Genomic DNA, 17,741 nt, shown 5'->3' with positions numbered 1-17,741 from the left:
GTGTTTTTAAAAACCACTTATAACCACTTCTCAATTAAATACAAAATGGCTTTAAACACAACAAACCCAACCGGGACTGAAGCGTGGAAAAATCTGCAAAACCACTATAATGCAATTCACGAAACAACGATACAAGAATTGTTTCAACAAGATAATGCTCGTGTTGAAAAATTCAATTTACAATGGAATGACTTTTTAGTAGATTATTCTAAAAACAATATTAGTCAGGAAACTATTTCTCTTTTATTAGAGTTGGTCAATTCAATTGGATTGAAAGATGCCATTTCTCAATATTTTGGTGGAGAAATCATTAACCAAACAGAAAATAGAGCTGTTTTACATACTGCTTTACGTGCACCGGAATCAGCAGTTATAAAAGTTGATGGCGAAAATGTAATTCCAGAAGTTTATGAAGTAAAAAATAAAATCAAAAACTTTACAAACGAAGTTATTTCGGGAGCAAGAAAAGGTTTTACGGGAAAAGCTTTTACTGATATCGTTAATATTGGAATTGGAGGGTCAGATCTTGGTCCGGTTATGGCGGTTGAAGCTTTACAATTTTACAAAAATCACTTAAATCTACATTTTGTTTCAAATGTTGATGGTGATCACGTTAATGAAATTATCAAAAAATTAAATCCGGAGACAACTTTGTTTTTAATTGTTTCTAAAACTTTTACGACTCAGGAAACGCTGTCAAATTCTGAAACCATCAAAGAATGGTTTTTGAAATCGGCTTCTCAGGAAGATATCGCAAAACACTTTGTGGCTGTTTCGACCAATATTCAAAAAGTAACTGAATTCGGAATTAACCCAAATAATGTTTTCCCAATGTGGGATTGGGTTGGAGGAAGATTCTCATTATGGAGCGCTGTTGGTTTGAGTATTGCTTTGGCAGTTGGTTTTGATAATTATAATGAATTATTGAAAGGTGCTAACGAAATGGACGACCATTTCAAATCGGCTGAATTGGATGAAAACATTCCGGTAATTTTAGCTTTATTGAGCGTTTGGTATAATAATTTCTTTGAAGCTGAGAGCGAAGCTTTGATTCCTTACACTCAATATTTACAAAAATTGGCTCCATACCTACAACAGGCAACGATGGAAAGTAACGGAAAAAGTGTTGGCCGTGACGGAAAACCTGTAAACTACCAAACCGGAACAATTATCTGGGGAGAACCAGGAACCAATTCGCAACATGCCTTCTTCCAATTAATTCACCAGGGAACAAAATTAATTCCGACAGATTTCATCGGATTCGTAAAACCGTTATACGGAAACGAAGATCACCATGATAAATTAATGTCAAACTTTTTCGCTCAGACTGAAGCTTTATTAAACGGAAAAACTCCTGCACAAGTTCAGGCTGAATTTGACAAACAAGGACTTTCTGCAGAAAAAGCGTCTTACTTATTGCCATTTAAAGTTTTCACAGGAAATAAACCAACTAATACCATTTTGATTCAAAAATTAACGCCGAAATCTTTAGGTTCGTTAATTGCTTTATATGAACACAAGATTTTTGTTCAGGGTGTTATTTGGAACATTTTCAGCTTTGATCAATGGGGAGTTGAATTAGGAAAACAATTGGCTAACTCTATTTTAGACGAGATAAATTCAAAAACCGTAAAAAGTCATGATAGCTCAACATCATTTTTACTAAATCACTTTTTGAAGAACAAATAAGAATGATTTAATCGTTTTTTCATAATAAACTGAAACGCCTTGATTTAACTAAAATTAAGGCGTTTTTTCGTATAAAAATATCGGTATCTATTCGTAAAACTGGCACTATTGCAAGTTTACACCTACAGCACTGTTCAGATTAATATGATTTTAACAAAAAACAAGTACTGAAATTCAAAAAATCATTATTTTATTTAATGAAAAAAGAAAAAATCATTTTAATACGCAACACAATAGATAAAACTTGTTTTTCTTAACATTTTGATAACACTATCTGAGTTATTTGTTATAATTTTGCCAAAAACAATAAACTAAATAACAAATGAAGACAATGAAAAATTGGTTACTTACTGGACTGTTGTTCATGATAGTTTCAACCGCATTTTCTCAAGGAAAAATTACTGGTACAATTACCGACGGTACAGGTTCTTTACCGGGAGCAAACGTAGTGATTAAAGGCTCTACAACTGCTACTTCTACAGATTTTGACGGTAAATTTACTCTTAATGCAACAAGTAGTACAGGAGAAATCGTTATTTCTTTTTTAGGTTATCAAAACCAAACTGTAAAATTTTCAGTAGCTAATGGCGCTACTACTAATTTAGGAACAATCGCTTTAGCTTCTAACTCAAACGAACTAAGCGAAATTGTAGTAAAAAGCACAACTGTAGATATTGCAAAAGACAGAAAAACTCCTGTTGCAGTTTCTACAATTAAAGCTAGTGAAATTCAGGAAAAATTAGGAAACCTGGAGCTTCCTGAAATCTTAAAGAGCACCCCTTCAGTTTACGTTAGTAAATCAGGTGGTGGTTACGGAGATTCAAGAGTTACTATTCGTGGATTTAGCCAAAATAATATTGCCGTAATGGTTAACGGTATGCCGGTTAATGATATGGAAAACGGATCTGTTTACTGGAGTAACTGGTCTGGTTTATCAGATGTTACATCTGCAATTCAGGTTCAAAGAGGTTTAGGTTCTTCAAAATTAGCAATTGCTTCTGTTGGAGGAACTATGAACTACATCACTAAAGCATCAGATTTGAAGCAAGGTGGTACAGTAGGTACTTCTTTCGGAAATGATAATTTCTTCAAAACAAACGTAGCTTACAATACAGGAAAATTAGACAGCGGATTCTCTGCATCTGTATTATACAGCCACACTCAGGGTGATGGTTATGTAGACGCAACAAAATTTAACGGAGACAACTATTATATTGGTCTTGGTTACGCTACAAAAAATAACAAACACGATTTCCAACTTACTGTAACTGGTGCTCCACAATGGCATGATCAAAGATCAACATTCATTACGATTGCACAGTATCAACAATATGGTACAGCTACTGATCCAAACATCAAATATAACTCTGACTGGGGATATAAAGATGGAAAAGAATTTAACATGGTAAGAAATTACTATCACAAGCCAGTAGTTTCATTAAACTGGGATTACCAAATTAATGAAACTTCAAAAATATCAGCCGTAGGCTACGTTTCTTTCGGACGTGGAGGAGGTTCAAGAGGAGCAGGTGGGATTAGAGGTTTTAACTATGTAAACAATGCATTTAGAACTGCTGACGGTTTAATTGATTATGATAAAATTGTCGCCTATAACTCAGGACAAACTGTAAACATTAACGGAACAAACTATACACGTACAACTAACGGTACAAGTGGTCAATTTCAAAACAGTTCAGCTACAGGTTCAGTTACAAACTCTACAACTGGTATTTCTCAAATTTCTTCAGTTAACTCACACAACTGGTATGGTGCAATTGTTAACTTTAACAAAAAATTCACTGATCACTTAACTTGGGATATTGGTGTTGACGTGAGAGGTTACAAAGGAATTCACTATCAAAACGTAAATAATCTTTTAGGAGGAACTTCTTATCTTGACAATTTTGATGTTAATAATCCTAATAGAGTTTTAACAGAGACTTATTCTACTTACCCGGCCTGGAACGTTTTCAAAAGCACAGATGATGAGCAAAAGATCAACTTCTATAATGATGGTGATGTAAGATGGTATGGTGGATTTACTCAATTAGAATATTCTACAGATAAATTTACAGCATTCGTTCAGGGAGCAATTTCTCAACAAGGATTCAAAAGAGTTGATTACTTTAAATATCCGTCTTCAGATGCATTGTCAAGTACAGATTTTGAAAACATCCTTGGTGGTAACGTTAAAGGTGGTGTTAACTATAACATTAATGAGAGCCATAATGTATATGTTAATTCAGGATTTTACTCCAAACAACCATTCTTTAATGCAGTTTATCCAAACAACGCTTCATTAGTTAATGGTAACTTAACTAACGAGAAAATCTTTGGTTTAGAAGCTGGTTACGGTTTCCGTTCTAGAATCTTCACTGCTAACGTAAACGTTTATCGTACATCTTGGAAAGACAGATACCAAAGATCTAATGATAATGACACAACAAATCCAGGAGGTTATTATGACTTCTCAGGAATTACTGAAATCCACTCAGGTTTAGAGTTTGATGGTAGAGCAAGAGTTACAGATAAACTTAACATTACTGCAATGTTCTCTATTGGGGACTGGAAATATGAGGGAACAAGTACAAGTAACCGTTACGATTCTGCAAACAACCCAATTGGCGGAGGAACAACTACTATTCTTTTCCTTGATGGTGTAAAAGTTGGCGATGCCGCGCAATTAACTGCTGCTTTAGGAGCAACATACGAAATATTACCTCGTTTTAGTGTAGATGCAAATTACAACTATACGGATAAATTATATGCTGCAATTTCCCCAGGAAACTTTACAAAGGAAGATAACAGAGGATCTTTAGAATTACCTTCTTTTGGTTTAGTTGATGCTGGTTTATCTTATAAATGGTTAGTTGGAAAAACTAAAAGCAATTCAGTTGGTTTCAGATTAAACGTAAACAACGTTTTTGATACAGTTTACATTGCAGAAGCAAAAACAAATATATTTGCAGCTGACGTGCCAACTGTTCCAACTTACAGAGGTTTAGCTACTACAAATCAGGTATATTTTGGATTTGGTAGAACATGGAACTTTGGACTACGTTACGATTTCTAATATTTAGAATCTAAATAAATATCATAAACGGCATTGACTTTTAAGTTTGATGCCGTTTTTTTATAGCCTTTTTTGTTATATTTGTTTTGAACAAAAAACCTGTTTTATGTATTATTTTCTACAAAAATTCCATTCTGGATGGGCTTATCTGGCATTGTTACTTTTATTGGTTGCCGTTGTAAATGCCATTTTAGGATTAACTTCTAAAAAAGAGTTTACTGCCAAAGATCGAAAGATTTCCTTATTTGCCTTAATTGGAGCACACACTCAATTATTGATTGGATTGATTCTTTATTTTGTTTCTCCGCTTGGAAAAGCTGCTTTTGGAGAAATGTCTAATGCTGAACTTCGATTGACTTCATTAGAACACCCTTTAATTAATCTTATAGCAATTATTCTGATCACTATTGGATGGTCAAAACATAAAAAACTAATTAATAGCGAAGCTAAATTTAAAACATTTGCTATTTTTTACGGATTAGGATTATTACTTATATTAAGTAGAATCCCGTGGAACCTATGGTTCTAAAAAACCAATTAAAGCCCTAACAAATAGGGCTTTTTTTATCTCGGCATATTATTTGTACAAACTCCCCAAGTCTGAAAAAGAATAACCCATGAGAATTAAAAAAAACATTTTACTCAGCGCATTTACTATAACTTTTTTAAGTTGCGTAACTTACGTCACGAGTCAACAAGTCAGGCCAACAGAGCCTAAAATTATCCAGGACACGCTAAAAACCGGAACAAAAAATCAGGCCCTCACGGTAAAGGATTCTATTTTTACTGATAAAAATTTAAAATTAAAACCCTATAAAAAATCGGCACATGCCTCCTACTATGCAGACCGATTTAATGGTAAAAAAACAGCTGACGGAAGCAGATTTAACAATAGCAAATACACCGCTGCACACAAAAAACTTCCTTTTGGAACTAAAATCAAAGTCACAAACGAAGCAAATGGAAAGTTTGTTATTGTGAAAATAACTGACAGAGGCCCATTTGTAAAAACACGTGAATTAGACCTCTCAAAAAGAGCTTTTATGGACATTAGCGGAAGCAGAGGCTATGGCGCATTAAAAGTCACTATTGAGACTATAATAGAATAAAAAATCCCGCTTTAGAGCGGGATTTTTTATTTATACAAACTTTCTAATACTCATTATAATTCCGGTATGAATTCCTTCGTGATAATTATTGAAATCCAGGGCTCCATTAATATTTTTCAAAGTGTAACCCATACTGGTAGTATATTCATTATAGTTTTGAAAAATGCCATCGGCAAAATCTTTCTGAACCTGCTCTAAAGTTGTTGAAAGCAAGGTTCTGATTTCATCTACCTCTGCTTGCGAAACATTACCTTCCGGCTTTGTTCCTTTTCTGTATTTGTTTATAAATTCTTCAGAAACCATCATTGGCAAACCCGATAATTTATAAACTAAAACTTGTTGTGTAGACACACAATGCGCTATATTCCAAATCAAATTATTACTAAATCCTGTTGGGATTTTGTTTAACTGTTCTAATGAATGATTGTCTAAAATCTTTAAGAGAACTTCTCTAATTGTTTTTTGTACTTCAAAAACTGAATTCATAGTTATAATTTTTTTCTAAAATTAGGCATTTTTAAGTTTCAAATGAATTTTCTTTGTAGTCACTAAATTTAAAAATCATGAACAAAATATATTACTTAGCTTCGTGCGACACCTGCCGAAAAATCATAAAAGGTTTACCGGCGAATCATAATCTTGAATTTCATGACATCAGACAAAATCCGATTACAGAGACGGAATTGGAAGAAATGCATAAGCTGGCAGGAAGTTATGAAGCACTATTCAGCAAGAAAGCACAGTTATACAAATCAATGGATTTAAAAAACAAATCATTGACTGAAGCTGATTTTAAAAAATACATTCTGGAACATTATACTTTTCTGAGTCGTCCGGTTTTTATTATTGACGGTAAAATCTATATTGGCAACAGCCAGCCAAACATCTTACAGGTAATGAAAGCTTTAAGCTAAAATGTTTGCCACGAATTTCTCTAATTTCCACGAATTAAAATTTCCGCAGATAAATTCTTTTAAAAAAATAGGGTGTAACGTTTCAAATTAGTGGAAATTCGTGAAATTCGTGGCAAAAAAAATACAAACACTTTCCACAGTTCACAGATTAGCATTTTACCACTCAACACAGCAAACTTTTAATTATCTTTGCGCCTTTATACTCAATTATATGATACAATCTATGACAGGGTTTGGCAAAGCTTCTTTGCAATTGCCTACAAAAAAAATTACAGTCGAAGTAAAATCCTTAAATAGTAAAGGTTTAGATTTAAACGTAAGAATGCCTTCTCTTTACCGCGAGATGGAATTAGGTTTAAGAACTCAAATCTCAACTAAACTTGAAAGAGGGAAAATTGATTTCGGAATTTACATTGAAAGTACTTCTGAACAAACTTCGACAAAAGTAAATGTTCCTGTTGTAAAAAATTATATCGCGCAACTTAGAGAAGTTTACCCTGATGCCGATGAAACGGAATTAATGAAAATGGCCGTTCGTATGCCAGATACATTAAAGACGGAGCGTGAGGAAATCGATGAAAATGATTGGGATCAGATTCAGGTTATCATTGAGGAAGCTTTACAAAACATCTTAAGTTTTAGAAAAGACGAAGGCGAATCGCTTGAAAAAGAATTCAATCTTCGAATTGGAAATATTCGTCAATACATGAACGATGCTTTGGCACTTGATCCGGAACGCGTTCAGGCTATAAAAGATCGTTTGCAAACTGCCATTTCTGAATTAAAAGTCAATGTTGATGAAAATCGTTTCGAACAGGAATTGATTTATTACTTAGAAAAACTGGATATTACAGAAGAAAAAGTGCGTTTGACGAATCACTTAGACTATTTCTTAGAAACCATTAAAGGGACTGAAGCTAATGGTCGTAAATTAGGTTTTATTACTCAGGAAATGGGTCGTGAAATCAACACTATGGGTTCAAAATCTAATCATGCTCAAATGCAGAAGCTGGTTGTGATGATGAAGGATGAATTGGAGAAGATTAAGGAACAGGTTTTGAATGTATTGTAAACGCAATAAGCTTTAAGCTATAGGCTGTAGACAGAAAAACAAATTGAATAAAAGCTTAAAGCATATTGCCTAAAGCCTAAAGCATACCATAATGAACAAAGGAAAATTAATTGTTTTCTCAGCACCTTCGGGATCAGGAAAAACAACTATAGTAAGACATTTACTTGGGAAAGAGGATTTAAATTTAGAATTTTCGATCTCAGCGGCTTCACGCGACCCACGCGGAGAAGAAGAACACGGAAAAGATTATTATTTCATTTCGTTAGAGCAATTCAAAAAACACATTAAGGCCGAAGATTTCCTGGAATGGGAAGAGGTTTATCGCGATAACTTTTATGGCACTTTAAAAGCTGAAATTGAAAGAATCTGGGCTTTAGGAAAAAACGTGATTTTTGATATTGATGTTGCAGGCGGATTACGTATCAAGCATAAATTTCCGGAACAAACTTTAGCCGTTTTCGTAAAACCACCAAGTGTTGATGAACTAAAACGCCGTTTAAAACAACGTTCTACCGAAACTGATGATAAAATCAATATGCGAATTGCAAAAGCTTCTGTAGAATTGGCAACGGCTCCACAATTTGATACTATTATCAAAAACTACGATTTAGATACTGCTAAAGAAGAAGCGTATCAACTGGTGAAGGATTTTGTCTCTAAGTGATTAGTGAAGAGTAATTAGTAATTAGTATAAAAATGAGTGAAATAAGATCTTATAAAGATTTATTGATTTGGCAGAAAGGAATTAAAATTGTCTCTCTGATTTATCAATTAGTAAAATCATTTCCTAAAGAAGAATTATTTGCTTTAACAAGTCAATTAAAAAGAGCTTCCGTATCTATCCCATCAAATATAGCAGAAGGCTATGGCAGAAATACAGATAAATCTTTTAGTCATTTTTTAAATATTTCCAGAGGCTCATTATTCGAAATTGAAACCCAATTACTAATTGCAAATGATCTTGGCTTTATAACTAGTCAAACTCTTTACAAAGAAATTCTAAATCAAATTGAAGAAGAATCAAAAATGATTAATGCTTTTTCTAAAACACTAAAAGACTAATCACTTTTTACTAATTACTAGTTACTTCACTATGAAAATAGGCCTTTATTTCGGAACGTATAATCCCATTCATGTTGGTCATTTGATTATTGCCAATCACATGGCTGAGTTCGCCGATTTAGATCAGGTTTGGATGGTGGTTACGCCTCATAATCCGCTAAAAAAGAAAGCGACTTTATTAGACGATCATAAGCGCCTTGAAATGGTTTATCTGGCAACAGAAGATTATCCAAAGATAAAACCCTCTGATATTGAGTTTAAATTACCTCAACCGAACTACACAGTAAATACTCTAGTTCATTTGCAGGAGAAATATCCAAATAATGAATTCTCCCTGATTATGGGTGAAGACAATTTGAAAACGCTTCACAAATGGAAAAACTACGAAGTGATTTTAGACCATTATGAAATCTATGTTTATCCACGCATTTCTGAAGAAGCAGAAAATATCGAATTAAAATCGCATCCAAAAGTGCATATTATTGATGCGCCGGTTGTAGAGATTTCTTCAACTTTTATTCGAAACAACATTAAAAAAGGGAAAAATATTCAGCCCCTTTTGCCTCCGAAGGTTTGGGACTATATTGATCACAATAATTTTTATAAGAAATAAAAAGGTTCGCCACGAATTGCACGAATCTACACGAATTATTTTAACCTTAATTTGAAATTAGTGGGAATTTATGGAATTCGTGGCTAAAAATATCCGTGACAAAAAACTCATCACTACATCCTATTCCCAAAAAACAACTTTAATTCTTTAGAAATAGTATCAAAAAACGAGTTTAAGTTATTGTTTTTGGCACTCAACAAATACACATACTCCTCCGGAACGTGAAAGCTATTCCACAACAATTGCAGTTTATTCTCTTTAATATATTTTCGTGAATTACAATTCCAGGTAATGGCAATTCCGGAATTTCTGGATAGCATTTCCAGCATCTCAGATTCTGATGGAATGATATAATTGGGCACTATTGCTGGTCTTTTTTTATTGAATGCATGAAGCCAAAATAGTTTTACATGGGGAATTCTGGCATCATGACTATACCACTTTTGATCATTAAGCCATTGCTCTATTTCGACGGCATTATCTGATTTTAATTTTTGACGAAAATCGGTTACATCTAAATTTGATGACCCCACTACTACCAGTTTAATTTTTCCGATGATTTCATAAATCGTATCAAACGTATCAAACCTTTTAGTCACGATAGCAAAATCGAGTTTTTTAGCATCGACAAGTGAAAAAAGAACATCATCCTCAGCAAAAGTAAAATCGATTAAATCAAACCTGGAGATTAGTGTACTCGCAAAACAATTAAACAAATCCTTGGACACTCCAATCGATATTAATCGTTTAGAATCCTCCGCTTTGGCCCTAAAACCGCTTTCTACATTTTCCAATCGATCCAGTGCATCAATAATTAAATTATTGAGTAACTTAGCGTATTCGGTTGCTTCAACCCCTTTTGACTTTCGGTTGAATAATTTATAACCAACATGTGCCTCTAACATTGATATTTGCTGACTTACAGCAGGTTGACTCATAAACAATTCTTTTGCAGCGACCGAAAAATTTCCGTTTTTATAAACTGCTTTAAATGTTCTGTACCATTCCAGATTTACCATGATATAAATATATTTATTACAAACATAGTTTATTTTATTTTTACAAATATCACTTAAGCTGTAAATTTGATGAAAATATAAAACTATGAAAAAAACAGCATTACTCGCAATTATAGCATTCACTGCCAGCAGCATAACAGCTACAGCACAAAAATCAAATAAAAAAGGTATGAAAAAAGTATTATTTGTTGTCACCAGTAATGATAAACTGGGCAACACTGGAGAAAAAACCGGATTTTGGTCAGAAGAATTGGCTGCACCTTATTATGAATTATTAGATAAGGGAATTGAAATCACCATTGCGTCTCCGCTTGGAGGACAACCGCCAATCGATCCAAAAAGTGCTGATCCAGCTTCGGCTACAGAAGACACTAAACGTTTTGATGCTGATAAAGCTTTACAGGAAAAACTAAAACATACTTTAAAACTTTCGACTGTAAATCAAAAAGATTACGATGCTGTATTTTATCCAGGAGGTCACGGTCCGCTTTGGGATTTAGTCGAAGATCAAAACTCAATTGACTTAATCGAATCATTTTATACACATAAAAAACCAGTTGCTTTTGTTTGTCACGCTCCAGCCGTTTTGAAAAACATAAAAGTAAACGGTGATTATTTAGTAAAAGGTAAAAAAGTTACCGGTTTTACAAACGAAGAAGAGGAAGCTGTTGGGCTGACCAAAGTTGTTCCGTTTTTATTAGAAGATGCACTTTCGTCAAACGGAGGTAAATTCTCAAAAGGACCAAACTGGCAACCTTATGCTGTTGAAGACGGTCTTTTAATTACAGGTCAAAATCCGGCATCATCAAAATTAGTAGCCGGAAAATTATTCGAAAAATTAAAATAGAAAAAGGCTCTAAGGTTCTAAGATACTAAGTTGTTAAGGCAAAAAAACTTAGAACCTCAGAACCTTAGCACCTCAGAACCTTAAAAATAAAAAAATGCTAAACTTCGAATTATATAATCCGACAAATTTAATCTTCGGAAAAGGACAAATAGAAAAACTTTCAACTTTAGTTCCACAAGAGGCTAAAATACTATTAGCTTACGGCGGCGGAAGCATCTTTAAAAATGGCGTTCACGAACAGGTAATCAATAACCTAAAAGGTTTTGATATTGTGGAATTTGGCGGCATAGAACCAAACCCTCATTTTGAAACTTTGATGAAAGCCGTAGAAGTGATCAAAGCCGAAAAAATTGATTTTATCCTGGCTGTTGGTGGCGGATCTGTAATTGATGGTGTAAAATTTATTTCGGCAGCTGTTCATTTTGAAGGAAATCCGATTGATATTTTACAAAAACGAATATTGATTAAAGAAAACGCAGTCCCATTTGGAACTGTTTTAACTTTACCGGCTACAGGAAGCGAAATGAATTCCGGTTCGGTTGTTACTATTGCAGCAACTCAGGAAAAACTAGCTTTTGGCGGTAGTGCCTTGTTTCCAAAATTCTCTATTTGTGACCCAACCGTTATTGTTTCTTTGCCAAAAAGACAATTACAAAATGGAGTTGTCGATGCTTACACACATGTGATGGAGCAATATTTAACGTATCCGCATGAAGGTTTTTTACAAGACAGAATTGCAGAAGGAATTTTGCAAACGTTAATTGAAGTTGGTCCTAAAGTTGTTGAAAATCCGGGTGATTATGCTTTGGCTTCCAACTTTATGTGGAGCTGTACCATGGCTTTAAACGGATTAATTCAGAAAGGCGTTCCTTCAGATTGGGCAACACATATGATTGGACATGAATTAACCGCTTTATACGGAATTGACCATGCAAGAACTTTAGCCATTATTGGTCCGAGTTTATATAAAGTAATGTTCGAAACTAAAAAAGGTAAATTAGCGCAATACGGAAGAAGAATTTTCAACTTAACAGGTTCTGATGACGAAGTGGCTAAAGGCGCCATCACTAAAACTGTTGAATTTTTCCATACAATGGGAATGGACACTAAACTTTCGCAATACACAAACGATTATCACGAAACGGCTGATTTTATTGTAAAACGTTTCGATGAAAGAAACTGGAAAGGTTTAGGCGAAAATCAATTAGTGACTTTAGATAAAGTAAAAGCTATTGTTGAACTTAGCTATTAGTTTTCAGTTGCAGTATTAAGTCGCAGCTCAAACTGTAAACTGTGACCGTAAACTGAAAACTAAAAAAGGCGTTCTTAAAAATATTTAGGAACGCCTTTTTAAAATACTAAAACAAAACTAACTAACTCATTTTTTGCTAAACTCATTAAATCTAAATTTATAAATAGTTCTAACGTAACTATTTCGACTTTATTGTGTAAGAATAAAATTATTTTTAATTATTTTTTCGATAATACTGAAAACCCCTGCAATTAAAGGACATTTTTAAATTTCTTAAATGAGACTTTGTATTATTACTACTTTATTAAGTACTTTTGCTTTAAATTATTAAAATAATGAGCGAAAATTTAAAATTTGCAGTAATTGGAGGAGGTAGTTGGGCAACGGCAATTGCAAAAATGCTTTGCGTGAATCTTTCCGAAATTGCATGGTATATGCGTAATGACGCTGCAATAGAGCACATTCAAAAATACAAACACAATCCAAATTATTTAAGTTCGGTAGAATTTGATACCAGCAAACTTAAATTGACCAACAATATCAACGAAGCAATTGAGTATGCAGATTATGTAATTTTTGCTATTCCTTCTGCTTTTTTAGATGCGGAATTGAAAAACATGACGGTTTCTTTGGCCGATAAAATCATCTTCTCAGCTATTAAAGGAATTGTTCCTGAAACGAGTTTAATTGTTGGCGAACATTTCCACATTCAATACGACATTCCATATTACAATATTGGTGTTATTACTGGTCCATGTCATGCTGAGGAAGTCGCTTTAGAGAGACTTTCCTATCTTACAATCGCTTGTGGAGATCCTGACAAAGCTTCTATTGTGGCTAAATCACTTTCAGGAAACTATATAAAAGCTAAAATTTCAGACGATATTATCGGAACTGAATATGCGGCAATGCTTAAAAATATTTATGCAATCGCAGCCGGAATTGCCCATGGTTTAGGTTATGGAGATAATTTCCAATCGGTTATGATGAGTAACGGAATTCGTGAGATGAAGAAATTCATCAGAAAAGTGCACAAAATGAAACGTAACATTAATGATTCTGCTTATTTGGGCGATTTACTGGTTACGGGATATTCGGTTTTCTCCAGAAACAGAATGTTCGGAAACATGATTGGAAAAGGATATACTGTAAAAAGTGCGATGATGGAAATGAGCATGGTTGCCGAAGGTTATTACGCAACAAAAAGTGCTTACAAACTAAATCAGGGTTATGGGGCTAAAACACCTATTATTGATGCCGTTTACGCTGTTTTATACGAAGGAAAAGATGCGAAATCTGTATTTAAGAAATTGACTGAGTCTTTGGATTAAAAAAAGAATATAGAGAATAGAATATAGATCTATATTCTTTGAGAATAAAAAAAGAGTCAAGACAAACTTAATTCGTCTTGACTCTTTTTTATTTAGGTATATTCTACAGTCTATATTCTATTCTCTATGTTCTATTTTCTTACTTCACCATAACCCCCTCAACAAACAAAATCGGCACTTCCTCCGTATCGTTTTCATTGATTAAATTTGATTTGAAAATAAATTTCTTATCGTACAAAGTGTTTCCAATGAAGAAAGTCACCATAAATTCATTGTTTAAAACTAAAAGACTTTTCTCGATCATTTCAATTTTTACAACAGAAACAGCTGGAACTTCAACAAAAGCATGACGTAAAGTCGATGTCTTTTTCATTTCGCCATCAATTGTTCCAAATGCTTTTGAAACAACCATAACGCTGTCTAAATTAAAGTCACTGTCGTTTATCAGGTAAGCGTACCACACTTTTTCCATAAAATCGTCACTCCATTCCTGAACAGCGGCAAGGAATACGTTTTCTACTTCGGGAATTGTTATGTCTTTTTTCATATTAGTCAAAAGTTATAAAGTCGAAAAGTCGAAAGTCCCAAAATTTGAGACTTTCGACTTTTGACTTTCGACTTAAATTATATATTCGATTTAAATTGCTCTAAGAAACGAACGTCATTTTCGTAAAACATTCGGATATCACCAATTTGATACAATAGCATCGCGATACGCTCTACTCCCATTCCGAAAGCAAAACCATTGAATTCATCAGGGTTGATGTCACAGTTTTTAAGAACGTTTGGATCTACCATTCCACAACCACCTATTTCTAACCAGCCAGTTCCTTTTGTGATACGGTAATCGGTTTCTGTTTTTAGACCCCAATAAATATCAATTTCGGCACTTGGTTCTGTAAATGGAAAGTATGAAGGACGTAAACGAATCTTTGATTTTCCGAACATTTCTTTAGTAAAATAAAGTAATGTTTGTTTCAAATCGGCAAAAGAGACATCTTTATCAATGTACAATCCTTCAACCTGATGGAAAATACAGTGTGAACGTGACGAAATAGCTTCATTACGAAATACACGTCCCGGAGAAATAGTACGAATTGGCGGTTTATTGTTTTCCATGTAACGCACCTGAACAGATGATGTATGCGTACGCAACAAAACATCAGGATTTGTCTGAATGAAAAAGGTGTCCTGCATATCACGCGCCGGATGGTATTCCGGTAAGTTCAATGCGGTAAAATTATGCCAGTCGTCTTCGATTTCCGGACCTTCAGAAACGTTGAATCCAATGTTAGCGAAAATATCAATAATTTGATTTTTTACAATAGAAATAGGATGACGGGAACCAATAATTACAGGTTCTGCTGCTCTGGTTAAATCACCAAACATACCTTTTGTTTCCTGTTTGCTTTCCAGCTCTTCCTGAATAACTCTTACTTTTTCTTCAGCAACGGCTTTTAAAGTATTTATTACTTGTCCAAAATCTTTTTTCTGGTCGTTTGGAATATTTTTAAACTCTGTAAAAAGTTCTTTTAATAACCCTTTACTACCTAAATATTTAATTCGGAACTGCTCTAAAGATTCTTTATTTTTATCATTAAAGGATTTAGCTTCCTCTATATGTTGTTTTATCTTGTCTATCATTTTCCTTCAATAATTGAGAGAACAAATTTAGTGATTTTAGTTGAAAGTAAACAGTCGCAGTCGCAGTTTTCAGTTCAGTAGACACTGAAAACTGCGACTGTAAACTGAAAACTAATCAATAAGTTCTCTTTCTAAAAAATAATTTACAATCGCTTCTTTCATCAAAACCGATTGTTCTCCTGCTTTTAGTGGTGGTAATTCTTCTTTAACCTTGTAATGCGGCCAGCCTTCGGCATCAAAAAAGTCGAATTCATAGAATCCGTAAGGCTCTAATAATCGGCAAATGGCGATATGCATTAGGTTTAATTTTTCATCTTTTTTGAATTCGCGGTGTACTTTTCCAAGTTCCTGAACCCCGATTAAGTAAATAATGGCATCTAAATCTAAGTCTTCACCCTGTGAAAACTGATTGGATAGTATATCGACGAGCTTTTCCCAACGCTCTTTTAATTGTGTATCTCTGGACATTTTTTATAATTGTGAATTATGAATTGTGAATTGTGAATTCAAAAACCATAAAATTTAGTTTGCAAAGATACGGACTTCAAATCCAATGACCTTAAAAAATAAAACATCAGAAAATAAAAACCTTTGCACCTTTGCTTCTCTGTACCTCTGCACCTTAAAAACTAGATAATTCTTTTATATTTGCGCTTCAATAAAACACCTGCGAATATGAGTTTTTTCGATATGATTTTTGGAGCACTTTTGGCCTTTAGCTTATACAAAGGCATTAAAAACGGGCTTTTCGTAGAAATCGCTTCTTTTGTTTCTTTGTTATTGGGAATTTATCTTGCGATTAAATTCTCTTCATTAATGAAAGGAATCATTAAACCACATGTTTCATGGAATCCAAATACAATTCAGATTACGGCTTTTATCCTTACTTTTATTTTAGTGGTGATTGGTGTTTATTTCTTAGCCAAAATCCTTACCGGAATTGCTGATTTTGCTTTCCTGGGATGGGCGAATAAACTGGGTGGCGGTTTTTTCAGAATCTTAAAAACGATCTTGATCATGAGTATATTTATTGCTCTTTTTGAGAAAATAAACTTCAATAATACCTTTGCCAAAAAAGAAACTTTAGACAAATCTATTTTCTATAATCCGGTAAAAAAAGTGGCTGCTTTTGTTTATCCGTCAATTGAAAAATGGTACGAATCTTTTAAAGAAAAGCATACTGAAAAACCGGAAGAAGCTTCTGAAACTGAGAAAGAATAATTCCTATTCCTCGTCGTTAAGAGGTTTCGGAAATAAATTTTTCAGAATAATCAACATCATTCCTATCACGTTTACTGACGAAGTTGTCAATAATGTAATGAGTACATTTTCTGAAAGATTCAGATTCAGGAAATTAAAATTGAAATACAAAATAGATACTACAGCAGCTAACCAAAGAAAGATAATAAAAGCAAAAATATAGGTTAAATGCCTTCTTAATCGGGTATCTTCTAAAAACCTTCCCACTTTGGCACTTCCCAACCTGTCTTCCAGGATTTGATTTTGTAAACGTGCGCTGCTAAGATCCTCAGGAGTTAAGGAAGAACTGTTTGCAATTGAAATTTGACTTAGATTTAGGGATGCCATATCAAGTTTAAATTGGTTTTAACTTCGTTTTATAATGTTCAAAAATGTCGTCATCAGAAATAACAGCATTAGAGTCTTTCCGATACACTTTATTCCAGGGAGTACCTTCATTGTGTGTTAAGGCACTTAAATAAATACCATCAAACCTTCCATAAACTTCCCATATTTTATCTAAAAACTTTTCGTCTTCGCTGGTTATTTTTTCATCTTTTACAGCATTCGGAATCTTCTCTGTTATCTTTTCTTTTTTATACTGTTTTATACTGTAATACAAAGACGGAAAAACAGGCCCAAAATCCCACGCAATAGGGTTCTCGTCCAATAATCTTTCTTTCTTATCTGTCAAGGCCAAATACCAACCATACGCAATGTAAGTTAGTTTGATTATCTTCATTGGCGTTAGGTCGCCGGTTTTTGAATACTTATCAATAAAATAATTTGCGACTGTTGTTGGATTATAAGTCATAATCTTAAAATTATTATTTTACCAAAGTTACTTAAAATATATTTGAAACAAAATCCGTATAAA

The 17,741-nt window shown here is 33.7% G+C and carries 20 protein-coding genes; 13 read left to right on the top strand and 7 right to left on the bottom strand.

Going from position 1 to position 17,741, the window contains the following annotated elements; genetic code table 11:
* Positions 1–45: 45 nt before the first annotated feature.
* From pgi to AC6CH4_RS18400, 4 genes are all read left to right on the top strand, one after another.
* A complete protein-coding gene (gene pgi, locus AC6CH4_RS18415; RefSeq protein ID WP_498105532.1) occupies positions 46–1,689 on the top strand; it encodes a glucose-6-phosphate isomerase in 1,644 nt (547 codons plus the stop codon).
* A 322-nt stretch (positions 1,690–2,011) separates the two neighbouring features.
* Positions 2,012–4,762, top strand: coding sequence for a TonB-dependent receptor (locus tag AC6CH4_RS18410; protein WP_498105530.1), 2,751 nt, complete (start codon positions 2,012–2,014; stop codon positions 4,760–4,762).
* A gap of 106 nt (positions 4,763–4,868) precedes the next feature.
* A complete protein-coding gene (locus AC6CH4_RS18405; RefSeq protein WP_498105528.1) occupies positions 4,869–5,291 on the top strand; it encodes a hypothetical protein in 423 nt (140 codons plus the stop codon).
* An 88-nt stretch (positions 5,292–5,379) separates the two neighbouring features.
* Positions 5,380–5,871 (top strand): septal ring lytic transglycosylase RlpA family protein, encoded by a 492-nt coding sequence (locus AC6CH4_RS18400; RefSeq protein WP_498105526.1) that lies wholly within the window; start codon positions 5,380–5,382, stop codon positions 5,869–5,871.
* 30 nt (positions 5,872–5,901) lie between these two features.
* On the opposite strand, the gene AC6CH4_RS18395 is transcribed toward AC6CH4_RS18400, so the two are convergent.
* Entirely contained in the window at positions 5,902–6,357 is a 456-nt protein-coding gene (locus AC6CH4_RS18395; protein WP_498105524.1) for a DinB family protein, read from the bottom strand.
* 77 nt (positions 6,358–6,434) lie between these two features.
* On the opposite strand from AC6CH4_RS18395, the gene AC6CH4_RS18390 reads away from it, so the two are divergent.
* The 5 genes from AC6CH4_RS18390 to nadD all read left to right on the top strand — a co-directional run bounded on the left by AC6CH4_RS18390 (position 6,435) and on the right by nadD (position 9,532).
* Complete coding sequence (locus tag AC6CH4_RS18390) at positions 6,435–6,785, top strand: arsenate reductase family protein (protein WP_498105522.1); 351 nt, start codon at positions 6,435–6,437, stop codon at positions 6,783–6,785.
* Positions 6,786–6,996: 211 nt separating this feature from the next.
* Entirely contained in the window at positions 6,997–7,857 is an 861-nt protein-coding gene (locus tag AC6CH4_RS18385; protein WP_492968210.1) for a YicC/YloC family endoribonuclease, read from the top strand.
* A 91-nt stretch (positions 7,858–7,948) separates the two neighbouring features.
* The gene (gene gmk / locus AC6CH4_RS18380) at positions 7,949–8,521 is read left to right on the top strand and encodes a guanylate kinase (protein WP_498105520.1); all 573 of its coding nucleotides are present in this window, start codon (positions 7,949–7,951) and stop codon (positions 8,519–8,521) included.
* 32 nt (positions 8,522–8,553) lie between these two features.
* Positions 8,554–8,919 carry a four helix bundle protein gene (locus tag AC6CH4_RS18375; protein WP_035681477.1) on the top strand — a complete coding sequence of 122 codons (366 nt, stop codon included), beginning with the start codon at positions 8,554–8,556 and terminating at the stop codon, positions 8,917–8,919.
* Positions 8,920–8,950: 31 nt separating this feature from the next.
* The gene (gene nadD / locus AC6CH4_RS18370; protein WP_498105518.1) at positions 8,951–9,532 is read left to right on the top strand and encodes a nicotinate (nicotinamide) nucleotide adenylyltransferase; all 582 of its coding nucleotides are present in this window, start codon (positions 8,951–8,953) and stop codon (positions 9,530–9,532) included.
* Between the two features lie 113 nt (positions 9,533–9,645).
* Here nadD and AC6CH4_RS18365 read toward each other — a convergent pair whose 3' ends face one another.
* Complete coding sequence (locus tag AC6CH4_RS18365; RefSeq protein WP_498105516.1) at positions 9,646–10,551, bottom strand: LysR family transcriptional regulator; 906 nt, start codon at positions 10,549–10,551, stop codon at positions 9,646–9,648.
* 85 nt (positions 10,552–10,636) lie between these two features.
* On the opposite strand from AC6CH4_RS18365, the gene AC6CH4_RS18360 reads away from it, so the two are divergent.
* The 3 genes from AC6CH4_RS18360 to AC6CH4_RS18350 all read left to right on the top strand — a co-directional run bounded on the left by AC6CH4_RS18360 (position 10,637) and on the right by AC6CH4_RS18350 (position 13,981).
* Positions 10,637–11,398 carry a type 1 glutamine amidotransferase domain-containing protein gene (locus AC6CH4_RS18360; protein WP_498105514.1) on the top strand — a complete coding sequence of 254 codons (762 nt, stop codon included), beginning with the start codon at positions 10,637–10,639 and terminating at the stop codon, positions 11,396–11,398.
* A gap of 94 nt (positions 11,399–11,492) precedes the next feature.
* Positions 11,493–12,650, top strand: a complete 1,158-nt coding sequence (locus tag AC6CH4_RS18355; RefSeq protein WP_498105512.1) for an iron-containing alcohol dehydrogenase — start codon at positions 11,493–11,495, stop codon at positions 12,648–12,650.
* A gap of 335 nt (positions 12,651–12,985) precedes the next feature.
* A complete protein-coding gene (locus AC6CH4_RS18350; protein WP_498105510.1) occupies positions 12,986–13,981 on the top strand; it encodes an NAD(P)H-dependent glycerol-3-phosphate dehydrogenase in 996 nt (331 codons plus the stop codon).
* Between the two features lie 139 nt (positions 13,982–14,120).
* Here the strand turns inward: AC6CH4_RS18350 and AC6CH4_RS18345 are convergent, their stop codons facing one another.
* From AC6CH4_RS18345 to AC6CH4_RS18335, 3 genes are all read right to left on the bottom strand, one after another.
* Positions 14,121–14,528 (bottom strand): hypothetical protein, encoded by a 408-nt coding sequence (locus tag AC6CH4_RS18345; protein ID WP_498105508.1) that lies wholly within the window; start codon positions 14,526–14,528, stop codon positions 14,121–14,123.
* Between the two features lie 77 nt (positions 14,529–14,605).
* Positions 14,606–15,625 carry a phenylalanine--tRNA ligase subunit alpha gene (gene pheS, locus AC6CH4_RS18340; RefSeq protein WP_498105506.1) on the bottom strand — a complete coding sequence of 340 codons (1,020 nt, stop codon included), beginning with the start codon at positions 15,623–15,625 and terminating at the stop codon, positions 14,606–14,608.
* A 111-nt stretch (positions 15,626–15,736) separates the two neighbouring features.
* Positions 15,737–16,093 carry a hypothetical protein gene (locus AC6CH4_RS18335; RefSeq protein ID WP_035681402.1) on the bottom strand — a complete coding sequence of 119 codons (357 nt, stop codon included), beginning with the start codon at positions 16,091–16,093 and terminating at the stop codon, positions 15,737–15,739.
* Positions 16,094–16,300: 207 nt separating this feature from the next.
* On the opposite strand from AC6CH4_RS18335, the gene AC6CH4_RS18330 reads away from it, so the two are divergent.
* On the top strand, positions 16,301–16,846 hold the full coding sequence (locus AC6CH4_RS18330; protein ID WP_498105503.1) for a CvpA family protein: 546 nt from the start codon (positions 16,301–16,303) through the stop codon (positions 16,844–16,846).
* Positions 16,847–16,849: 3 nt separating this feature from the next.
* Here AC6CH4_RS18330 and AC6CH4_RS18325 read toward each other — a convergent pair whose 3' ends face one another.
* Entirely contained in the window at positions 16,850–17,212 is a 363-nt protein-coding gene (locus tag AC6CH4_RS18325) for a hypothetical protein (RefSeq protein ID WP_056188082.1), read from the bottom strand.
* 7 nt (positions 17,213–17,219) lie between these two features.
* Positions 17,220–17,678, bottom strand: a complete 459-nt coding sequence (locus AC6CH4_RS18320; RefSeq protein WP_498105501.1) for a Panacea domain-containing protein — start codon at positions 17,676–17,678, stop codon at positions 17,220–17,222.
* Positions 17,679–17,741: the final 63 nt, after the last annotated feature.

It is taken from the genome of Flavobacterium sp. GQ95 (assembly GCF_059758655.1).
Note: the sequence above shows the minus strand (reverse complement) of the source record. Positions and strands in the feature narration are given on the sequence as shown.